This window comes from Porphyrobacter sp. LM 6 (assembly GCF_001720465.1).
In the GTDB taxonomy this organism is placed as follows: Bacteria; Pseudomonadota; Alphaproteobacteria; order Sphingomonadales; family Sphingomonadaceae; genus Erythrobacter.
The window spans coordinates 2970451-2979257 of record NZ_CP017113.1 but is presented as its reverse complement, the minus strand read 5'-3'; the positions used below and the strand labels follow the sequence as shown (position 1 = coordinate 2979257).

The 8807-nt window shown below is 64.9% G+C and carries 10 protein-coding genes; 5 read left to right on the top strand and 5 right to left on the bottom strand.

Features of this window, described 5'->3' with window-relative positions; genetic code table 11:
• Positions 1 to 65: 65 nt before the first annotated feature.
• The gene (rpsT, locus tag BG023_RS14290) at positions 66 to 326 is read right to left on the bottom strand and encodes a 30S ribosomal protein S20 (RefSeq protein WP_069311023.1); all 261 of its coding nucleotides are present in this window, start codon (positions 324 to 326) and stop codon (positions 66 to 68) included.
• A 174-nt stretch (positions 327 to 500) separates the two neighbouring features.
• Positions 501 to 1316 (bottom strand): bifunctional DNA-formamidopyrimidine glycosylase/DNA-(apurinic or apyrimidinic site) lyase, encoded by an 816-nt coding sequence (gene mutM, locus BG023_RS14285; RefSeq protein WP_069311022.1) that lies wholly within the window; start codon positions 1314 to 1316, stop codon positions 501 to 503.
• Between the two features lie 57 nt (positions 1317 to 1373).
• On the opposite strand from mutM, the gene BG023_RS14280 reads away from it, so the two are divergent.
• Entirely contained in the window at positions 1374 to 2129 is a 756-nt protein-coding gene (locus BG023_RS14280; RefSeq protein WP_069311021.1) for a class I SAM-dependent methyltransferase, read from the top strand.
• 4 nt (positions 2130 to 2133) lie between these two features.
• A complete protein-coding gene (gene ubiB, locus BG023_RS14275; protein ID WP_069311020.1) occupies positions 2134 to 3687 on the top strand; it encodes a 2-polyprenylphenol 6-hydroxylase in 1554 nt (517 codons plus the stop codon).
• On the opposite strand, the gene BG023_RS14270 is transcribed toward ubiB, so the two are convergent.
• Entirely contained in the window at positions 3684 to 4064 is a 381-nt protein-coding gene (locus BG023_RS14270; RefSeq protein ID WP_069311019.1) for a DUF4345 family protein, read from the bottom strand. The two genes, ubiB and BG023_RS14270, sit on opposite strands and share 4 nt — an antisense overlap.
• A gap of 262 nt (positions 4065 to 4326) precedes the next feature.
• Here BG023_RS14270 and BG023_RS14265 point away from each other — a divergent pair, with 262 nt between their 5' ends.
• The 3 genes from BG023_RS14265 (at position 4327) to BG023_RS14255 (ending at position 6869) form a co-directional block, all read left to right on the top strand.
• Positions 4327 to 5976, top strand: coding sequence for a bifunctional phosphopantothenoylcysteine decarboxylase/phosphopantothenate synthase (locus BG023_RS14265; protein ID WP_442956772.1), 1650 nt, complete (start codon positions 4327 to 4329; stop codon positions 5974 to 5976).
• Positions 5973 to 6431, top strand: coding sequence for a dUTP diphosphatase (gene dut / locus BG023_RS14260; protein WP_069311018.1), 459 nt, complete (start codon positions 5973 to 5975; stop codon positions 6429 to 6431). Before BG023_RS14265 ends, dut begins: the two co-directional genes overlap by 4 nt.
• Before the next feature lie 180 nt (positions 6432 to 6611).
• The gene (locus BG023_RS14255; RefSeq protein ID WP_069311017.1) at positions 6612 to 6869 is read left to right on the top strand and encodes a YjhX family toxin; all 258 of its coding nucleotides are present in this window, start codon (positions 6612 to 6614) and stop codon (positions 6867 to 6869) included.
• 100 nt (positions 6870 to 6969) lie between these two features.
• Here BG023_RS14255 and BG023_RS14250 read toward each other — a convergent pair whose 3' ends face one another.
• Positions 6970 to 7617 carry a DUF4136 domain-containing protein gene (locus BG023_RS14250; RefSeq protein WP_083234801.1) on the bottom strand — a complete coding sequence of 216 codons (648 nt, stop codon included), beginning with the start codon at positions 7615 to 7617 and terminating at the stop codon, positions 6970 to 6972.
• A 154-nt stretch (positions 7618 to 7771) separates the two neighbouring features.
• Positions 7772 to 8791 (bottom strand): tryptophan--tRNA ligase, encoded by a 1020-nt coding sequence (gene trpS, locus BG023_RS14245; RefSeq protein ID WP_069311016.1) that lies wholly within the window; start codon positions 8789 to 8791, stop codon positions 7772 to 7774.
• Positions 8792 to 8807: the final 16 nt, after the last annotated feature.

The window sequence follows — 8807 nt, the reverse complement described above, 5'->3', positions numbered from 1 at the left end:
GTTTTGCAATCGCTGCAACCCGTAATCACCCGTTAGGCATGGCTACGAGAGCGGTGCGAAGCGAATCAGAGCGTGGCGACTCGGCGGGTCAGGCGCGAGAGCTTGCGAGCCACAGTGTTCTTGTGGAGCACGCCGCGGGCAACGCCGCGGGCCATTTCCGGCTGGGCCGCCTTGAGCGCGGCAGCAGCAGCTTCCTTGTCGCCGGCTTCACAGGCCGATTCGACCTTCTTGATGAAGCTGCGGATGCGGCTGATGCGGGCGCCGTTGATGGCGGCGCGGTTGGCATTGCGAAGAATGCGCTTCTTGGCTTGCGGCGTATTGGCCATAATTCGTGTCTGTCTCGCGTCTGGTTCAGACCGCCCTGAGCGGCTGAAAGGAAATCCGATGGTGTGCTCGAAAGGGGCGAGCAGACACGAGGTCCGACCGCCGGAAAGCGGCGCACATAGTCAGAAGCGCCGCGAAGGTCAACGATTCCCTTGGAGCAGGCCACTCGGGCGCTGTCAGGTCTGGCAGACCGGGCAATACCAGGTGCTGCGCCCGCCTTGAGCGATGCGGCGGATTACCCCGCCATCGTTGCGACGGCAAGGCTCTCCCTCGCGTCCATAGGCATCGAAGCTGCTGGCGAAATAGCCCAGCTCGCCATCGGGCCGCGCATAGTCGCGCAAGGTCGATCCGCCATCGCGAATCGAGGCCTCAAGCACATCGATGATCGCCGGCACCAGTCGCGCCAGCTGCGGCCCCGTAACCTTGCCGGCCGGCTTGGTCGGACGGATGCGGGCGCGCCACAGCGCTTCGCACACATAGATGTTGCCGAGCCCGGCGATGATCCGCTGATCGAGCAGGCACAGCTTGATCGACTGGGTCTTGCCCTTGAGTGCCGCCTTGAGGTGCGCTGCGGTCAGCCCAGGGCCGAGCGGTTCCGGGCCGAGCGCGGCGAATTGCGGCCAGGCTTCGATGTCATTGGTCGCCACCAGATCGACCGAGCCGAACCGGCGCGGATCGCACAGCGCGAAGCTGTGGCTGGCGGTTTCAAGCAGCAGGTGATCGTGGGTGTCAGGGGTTTCGGGATCAATCCGCCAGCGACCGCTCATCCCGAGGTGGAAGATCATCGTCGCCCCGCGATCGAGATGCATCAGCCCGTATTTCGCCCGCCGCGATAGCGCGCTGACGGTCGCCCCGGTCATCACCTGCACCAGATCGGCGGGGAAGGGGCGGCGCAGATCGGCGCGGTTGAGCTGGACGCGCGTGATCCGCTCGCCTTCAAGGAAGCGGGCAAGGCCGCGGACGGTGGTTTCGACTTCTGGAAGCTCTGGCATGGTCCGGCTTCCCTAACACCCTTTGCCTTGGCGGCAATTCCCTCTAGGGAACGCCGCATGAGCGAAACCACCGACGAAACCGTCTCCTTCGGCTACCAGCAGGTCACCCCGCAGGAAAAGACCCGCAAAGTGGGCGAGGTCTTCTCCAGCGTCGCGCGCAAATATGACATCATGAATGATGCCATGTCGGGCGGGCTGCACCGCTTGTGGAAGGACCGCTTCGTCAAGCGTGTGAAGCCGCAGCCGGGCGAGCAGATTCTCGATATGGCCGGCGGCACCGGGGACATCGCCTTCCGCATGGCGGCAAAGGGCGCGCACATCACCGTGGCCGACATCAACCAGGACATGCTCGATGTCGGCGCGGAACGTGCGCTCGAACGCGGCTTTTCCGAGGATGACGGCAGCCTCGTCTTTACCTGCCAGAACGCGGAAGAGGTGAGCTTCGCCTCGAACACCTTCGATGCCTATACCATCGCCTTCGGCATCCGGAACGTAACCCACATCGACCGCGCGCTGGCCGAGGCGCTGCGGGTGCTGCGTCCGGGCGGGCGGTTCTTCTGTCTCGAGTTCTCGACCGTTGAATGGTCGGGGCTGAAGGAGGCTTACGACCTCTATTCCGAACATCTGCTGCCGCGCATGGGGCAAGCGATTGCGGGGGATGCGGATTCCTACCGCTATCTCGCCGAATCGATCCGCAAGTTCCCGCCGATGCCCGCTTTCGAGCAGATGATCCGCAAGGCCGGCTTCGCCAATACCAAGGTCGAGCCGATCCTTGGCGGGCTGGTCGCGATCCATTCGGGGTGGAAGATCTAGGCCAGTGCCTTCGCCCGCAACGCATCTGATCCGCCTTGCCCGCTGGGGCGTGACGCTTGCCCGCCGCCGTGCGCTGGTTGGGATCGAGAATGATCCCAACGCGCCCGCAGGTCTGCGCCGCCTCGTCAAACTCGCGCGGCTCGCCACGCTGACCGGCAAAAGCGGCAAGCCCGATTACGCGGGCGCCTTCCGCGCTATTGGCCCGGCTGCGATCAAGCTTGGCCAGTCGCTCGCCACCCGCCCCGATCTGGTGGGTGAGGAAGCAGCCAACAATCTCCTGTCATTGCAGGACAGCCTGCCGCCGGTGCCCTTCGCGCAAATCCGTGCGGTGATCGAATCGAGCTTCGGCCAGCCGATCGAGGCGCTGTTCAGCGAAATCGATCCCGAGCCTGTGGGTGCCGCGTCCATCGCGCAGGTGCACAAGGCGGTGACCACCGATGGCCGCAAGGTCGCGGTGAAGGTGTTGCGCCCCGGAATCCGCGAGAAGTTCGCGCAGGACATCCAGACCTATGAATGGGCTGCGGCCCATGTCGAGGCGATGGGCGGCGAGGCCGAGCGTCTGCGCCCGCGCCTGACCATCGCCAATTTCAAGCGCTGGACCAATTCCGAGCTCGACCTCCGCCGCGAAGCTGCCTCGGCGAGCGAGCTGGCCGAGCAGATGGCGGGCGTGCCGGGTTACCGCATTCCGGCTGTCGATTGGGACCGCACCAATGGCCGGGTGATGACCATCGAATGGATCGACGGCATCAAGATCAGCCGCGTCGAGGAACTGCGCGCGCGCGGCCATGATCTGGCGGCGATTTCCGAGAAACTGGTTATCAGCTTCCTGACCCAGGCGATCAGCGCGGGGTTCTTCCATGCCGACATGCATCAGGGCAACCTGTTCATCGAGGATGACGGCACCATCGTCGCGATCGATTTCGGGATCATGGGCCGGATCGACCGCCGTGCGCGCCAGTGGCTCGCGGAAATCCTCTACGGGCTGACAACCGGCAATTACCAGCGCGTCGCCGAAATCCATTTCGAGGCGCAGTACGTGCCGTCCTACCATTCGGTCGGCGAATTCGCGACCGCGCTGCGCGCCGTGGGCGAGCCGATGCGCGGCAAGCCGGTGAAGGAACTCAGCGTCGGCCAGATGCTCGACGGGCTGTTCGCGATCACCCGCGATTTCGACATGCAGACCCAGCCGCACCTGCTGCTGCTGCAAAAGACGATGGTGATGGTCGAAGGCATCGCAACCCAGCTCAATCCCGACATCAACATGTGGGACACCGCGGCGCCTTACGTACGCTCGTGGATTCGTGACGAGCTCGGGCCGGAAGCGGCGCTGGCGGATCGCCTGAAGCAGGATGCCGAAACGCTGTTTCGCCTTCCGGGCCTGATCCGCCGCGTCGAGGAGATGTTCCCGCCCAAGGGCGGCGCGCCCGAACCGCCGCCGCTGCCGGAGATCGCGCTCATCACCGACAAGCGCGAAGGGCGCGGGTGGCTGGGTTATGTGCTTGCCGGACTGGCAGGCGCGGGCGCAGTATGGGGCGCAGTGAGCGCGGGCTGGCTCTAGTTGCCCTTGCCAAAGTGGCGTGCGGCGACGATCACGATAACCAGTGATAGCACTTCGACTGCCATTGGTAGCAAGGCGGTGGGGTAGTTCCCGTCGATCAGCAGGCTGAGGGCGCGTCCCGCGAGTGCGATGCCGATCAGCGCCGCCGCCGCCCACAGCGCCCCGCCGTGCGTGCGCCATGCGCTCCATGCCATCGATCCGCCCAGGACCCAGAAGAACCCGGTGAAATCCGCGCGCATGCTCGCCAGTCCCTGCGCACCCGCCGCCGCGACCCCGAAGGTCTCTCCCAGTTGCACAGGCGCGAACAGAAACCCCGTCCCGATGGCCAGATAAAGCAGCCCGAGCACACCAAGCGCCGCACGCAGAAGCAATATCATCCCCGATCCCCCGGTAAGTTCCCTGCATCATGTCTGACGCAGGCCCGGCTTCGGCTCAAGCCGCCGCGCCGTCAAATCGGCGCAAAACCAGTTGCGCCGCTGTAAGCGCAATCTTAACCACATCGGGTCAAGGATCGCTTCGTGCACAGCGCTTGGCGCTGACGAGCAACGCGTCTAGATATCGGGCAAGCTGGGCAAGCGAAGGAGCAGAGCAAGCGATGGCATGGCCGGTCAGCCATAACGTCCGCCAAAACGGGGCCGCGTGGTGACGGGCAGGTTCCCGCGCATCCTGCTGGTCGTGGGCGGCGGTATTGCCGCGTACAAGGCCTGCGAGCTCGTGCGCCTGATCCGCAAGGGCGGCGGCGATGTCACCTGTGTGGTGACCAAGGGCGGGCAGCAGTTCGTCACCCCTATGGCACTTGCAGCGCTTTCCGAGAATCAGGTCTACACCAACCTCTTCGATCTCAAGAACGAAGCAGAGATGGGCCACATCCAGCTCAGCCGTGAGGCCGATCTGGTGGTGGTCTGCCCGGCGACCGCCGATCTGCTCGCCAAGATGGCAAGCGGGATCGCCGATGACCTTGCCACCACGCTGATCCTCGCCACCGATAAGCCGGTCATGGCCGTCCCGGCAATGAATGTCCGGATGTGGGAGCATGAGGCGACCCAGCGCAATGTCGCCCTCCTCAATTCGGCCGGCGTCACGGTGCTCCAGCCCGATGAAGGCGCGATGGCCTGCGGCGAATTTGGCTACGGTCGCCTGCCCGAGCCCGAAGTGATCTGGCGCGCGATTGCCGAGCATTGCGGCATCGAATTGCCCGAGCCAGTGGCTTCGGGCCGCGCGGTGATCGAGGTCGAGGCACTTGAGCCTGAAGAGGCCGAAGAAGAGACGGCCGATTCGCCGATGGGCGGACTCGGCGGCCTTCTGGCACGGATCATTCCGCGTTCGACCGCCAAGCGCAGCCACGAGGAGATCGAAGCCGAGCTGGAAGAGGAGCTTTCGCCCGTCGAAGACGAGGAGTTGGCAGCGCCGGAAGAGCCCGAACCCGATTTCGCGCCCGATCTCGGTGGGCCGCTGCTGGCGACCAAGGGCAAGGCCAATGCCGCCCCGCCGGTCGATATTTCGGCGATCAACCATGCGGTTGACCCGCGCAAGTCTGCGCCCGAGCCCCTCGCCCCCGAGATTCCGGACGAAATCGAAGCGATCATCGGCGAGGTGCCCGAAGGCGCGGATTTCGGCCTGCCGGAAGGGCATCGCCCGCTGGCTGGTCGTCACGTGCTGGTCACCGCCGGCCCGACTTGGGAAGCGATCGATCCGGTGCGCTACATCGCCAACCGTTCGAGCGGAAAGCAGGGCTTCGCGGTCGCTGCCGCTGCGGCCGCGCTGGGCGCAAGGGTGACGCTGGTGGCCGGGCCGGTGTCGCTCAAGACCCCCGCCGGCGTGACCCGTGTGGATGTCGAAAGCGCGATGGACATGGCCGATGCGGTCAGGCGCGCGCTGCCGGCCGATGTCGCTGTGATGGTGGCGGCAGTGGCAGACTGGCGGCCCAAGGAATATCGCGACGAGAAAATCAAGAAGCGCGGCTCGGCCCCGCCGGCACTGATGCTGACCGAGAATCCCGACATTCTCACCAACGTCGCCGGGATCAAGAACCGGCCCGAACTGGTAATCGGCTTCGCTGCCGAGACCGAGAACATCCTCGAATTCGCCAAGGCCAAGCGCAAGCGCAAGGGTGCGGATTGGATCGTTGCCAATGACGTGAGCGGCGATGTGATGGGCGGCGACCGCAACCGCGTGCACATCGTCAGCACCGAGGGGGTCGAGACGCTCGAGGAAATGCCCAAGAGCGCGGTGGCGATGGCGCTGGCTGAACGCATCGCCGCGGCCCTGCACGCCGAAGCTGCCGAATGAGCCTTCCGGTCGGTGTTAAGATCAAGCGGCTGTCGCACGGCGAAGGCCTGCCGCTGCCCGCCTATACGACGTCCGGCGCCGCCGGGATGGACGTGGTCAGCGCCGAAGATGTGACGCTTGCGCCGGGTGCGCGGCACGCAGTGGCGACCGGCCTCGCGATGGCGATCCCTCAGGGCTACGAAATCCAGGTCCGCCCGCGATCCGGGCTGGCGCTAAAGCACGGTATCTCCGTGCCCAACACACCCGGCACGATCGACAGCGACTATCGCGGCGAACTCAAGGTGATCCTGATCAACCTCGGAAGCGAACCCTTCGCCATCGCTCGTGGCGACCGCGTCGCGCAGCTGGTGCTGGCGCCGGTGGTGCAGGCTGCGTGGGACGAAGTTGAAGAACTCGACGCGACCGAACGCGGCGCAGGCGGCTTCGGCTCGACCGGCGGCCACGCGAAGCTTTGATCTTGCCGCCTGAGCGGCGCTCGCATATTCCTCGCCTGTCCAAACGACGGGAATTCATGTCCGAGAATGTGACCTGCTGAATCGCCAGCGCACGCCTTGAGCGTGTGGCCGGCAGATTGCTTCGCCGCCCCGCACCTTGCGCGGGCGAGCGGTCCGGCACATTCATTCAGGACAATTCCATTGAACATCTCGAAACACGAGCAGCGCGTGCTGCACGTCCTCGCGCAGGGCGGATTGATCCGTTATCGGCGTGACGCCCACGGCAAAGTCATTGAAATCGATTGCTTCAACCGCGATGGCTTCCGACTCACGGATTGCAGCTTGCCAGTATTCGAAAGGCTGCGACGCCGCCGTCTGATCCGAAGCGTGGAGGGGCAGCCCTACCGCATCACCCGTGAAGGGCTGGCCGCTGTGCGGGCCCAGCTCGATAATCGCTGAGGCAGCACGCGGACGACAGACAACAAAAAAGGCGGCGCCGATCCCCTGGCGCCGCCTCTCTGTTCCCGTCCAAGGGTCTCTTGATGATAGCCCTACACCTTTAATCGGCAGGGCGCACGGTCTTTTCGTCATCGCGGATGGTGATTCGCACGGTTTCGCCCGAATTGCCGGGGAAGCCGGTGAACAGCGCGTCCACGAGGTTTGGCACGAGGCGCGGAAGTCGGTTTGAACGCGACACGGCTTCGGCCTTGCCTTCGAACAGGCGCTGGCCATCGGCCACGCGGTCAATCTTCACGTCCACGCCGCTGGTGTAGACGGTGTAACTGCGCACTTCCGGCCCACCGAAGAACGGATCGTTGAAGCCAAAGCCCCAAGCGCCGAATCCGCCGCCCCATCCGCCCCACGGACCCCACCGGTTGTAGCCGACCCCGTTGAAGTCGGTGCGAACGCGCTCGCGTCCGTTGTCGACGCGGTAGTCGAAGCGCACCAGCATGTCGGCGCTTTCGGGCGTAGCGACACGGGTGTAGCCGATCTGGGTGAGCTCTTCTGCGACGGAATTGGCATAGGTCGCGAATTCGAGCCCGCCCGCGAGTTTGGGATCCTCGGCCACCACCGCGAAGGTCTGTCCCTGCGGCGCCGGCAGCGGTACGGCAAAGCGCGAAACATCGGCCTTGAAGGAATTGGATGCACAGGCCGACAGCCCGAGCGCAAGCGCCACGGGCAGAGCGAGGCGGGTAAGGGACTTCATTGAAGGCATCGAGAGCAACATGACATAACCCTTGTCTGGCGACCAGCACGGCAATGGTGCTGGATCATGATGGATACATCATATCGCCAAGGAATGAACGGCAATTGAACATTCAACGCGCGGATGGCTCGGTTCGTCGTGGCCGACCGAGGGATCAGTGCCGTACCAGCCCCAGCGCCTTGTAAGCCGCATTTAGGGTCGGGGTGCCGCGCTCGCGGGCCTTGGCGGCGCCGCGGGCGAGGATGGCGTCGAGCGCCTCGGTATCGTCCTTCAGCGCCACGAACTGGTCGCGGATGGGGCCGAGCTTGGCGACCAGCAGGTCGGCGAGCGCCGGCTTGAACGCGCCGAAGCCCTGTCCGCCGAACTGGGCCAGCACGGCGGACACCGGCTCGCCTGCAAGAGCAGCGTAGATGCCGACGAGGTTCCTCGCTTCGGGCCGATCTGCCAGTCCGGCTTCCTCGGAGGGAAGCGGCTCGGGGTCTGTCTTCGCCTTCTTGACCTTCTGCGCCATCGTATCGGCATCGTCCGACAGGTTGATGCGGCTCATGTCCGAAGGATCGGACTTGCTCATCTTGGCGCTGCCATCGCGCAGGGACATGATCCGCGCAGCTTCGGCAGGGATGATCGGTTCGGGCAGGGTGAAGATCGGTGCATCTTCGGTGCCGAAGTCGTTGTTGAACTTCTGTGCGATGTCGCGGGCGAGCTCCAGATGCTGCTTCTGGTCTTCGCCCACGGGCACATGGGTCGCCTGATAGAGCAGCACGTCGGCGGCCTGCAGTACGGGATAGGTGAAAAGCGCCACGGACTGGCCTTCGCGGTTCTTGCCCGCCTTGTCCTTCCACTGCGTCATGCGGTTAAGCCAGCCCATGCGGGCCGTGCCGTTGAGCAGCCACTGCAGCTCCGGATGCTGCGGCACCTGCGCCTGATTGAACAGGATCGCCTTGTCGGGATCGAGCCCGCAGGCGACCAGCGTGGCCACCAGTTCCAGCGTCGAGGATTTGAGCTCGCCGGGATCGTGCGGCATCGACAGCGCGTGGAGATCGGCGATGAAGATCAGGCACTCGCCGCCCGCCGCATGGGCATCGTCCTGCAGCTTCACGTAATTGCGGATCGCACCAAGGTAGTTGCCGAGGTGCGGCTTGCCGGTGGGCTGGATGCCGGAGACGACGCGCATGTTGGTCCTGTCGTAA

Excerpts from the sequence above, each read along its gene's own strand:
- rpsT (WP_069311023.1), bottom strand. The coding sequence starts at position 326 with ATGGCCAATACGCCGCAAGCCAAGAAGCGCATTCTTCGCAATGCCAAC.
- mutM (WP_069311022.1), bottom strand. The coding sequence starts at position 1,316 with ATGCCAGAGCTTCCAGAAGTCGAAACCACCGTCCGCGGCCTTGCCCGC.
- BG023_RS14280 (WP_069311021.1), top strand. The coding sequence starts at position 1,374 with ATGAGCGAAACCACCGACGAAACCGTCTCCTTCGGCTACCAGCAGGTC.
- BG023_RS14270 (WP_069311019.1), bottom strand. The coding sequence starts at position 4,064 with ATGATATTGCTTCTGCGTGCGGCGCTTGGTGTGCTCGGGCTGCTTTAT.
- dut (WP_069311018.1), top strand. The coding sequence starts at position 5,973 with ATGAGCCTTCCGGTCGGTGTTAAGATCAAGCGGCTGTCGCACGGCGAA.
- BG023_RS14250 (WP_083234801.1), bottom strand. The coding sequence starts at position 7,617 with ATGAAGTCCCTTACCCGCCTCGCTCTGCCCGTGGCGCTTGCGCTCGGG.
- trpS (WP_069311016.1), bottom strand. The coding sequence starts at position 8,791 with ATGCGCGTCGTCTCCGGCATCCAGCCCACCGGCAAGCCGCACCTCGGC.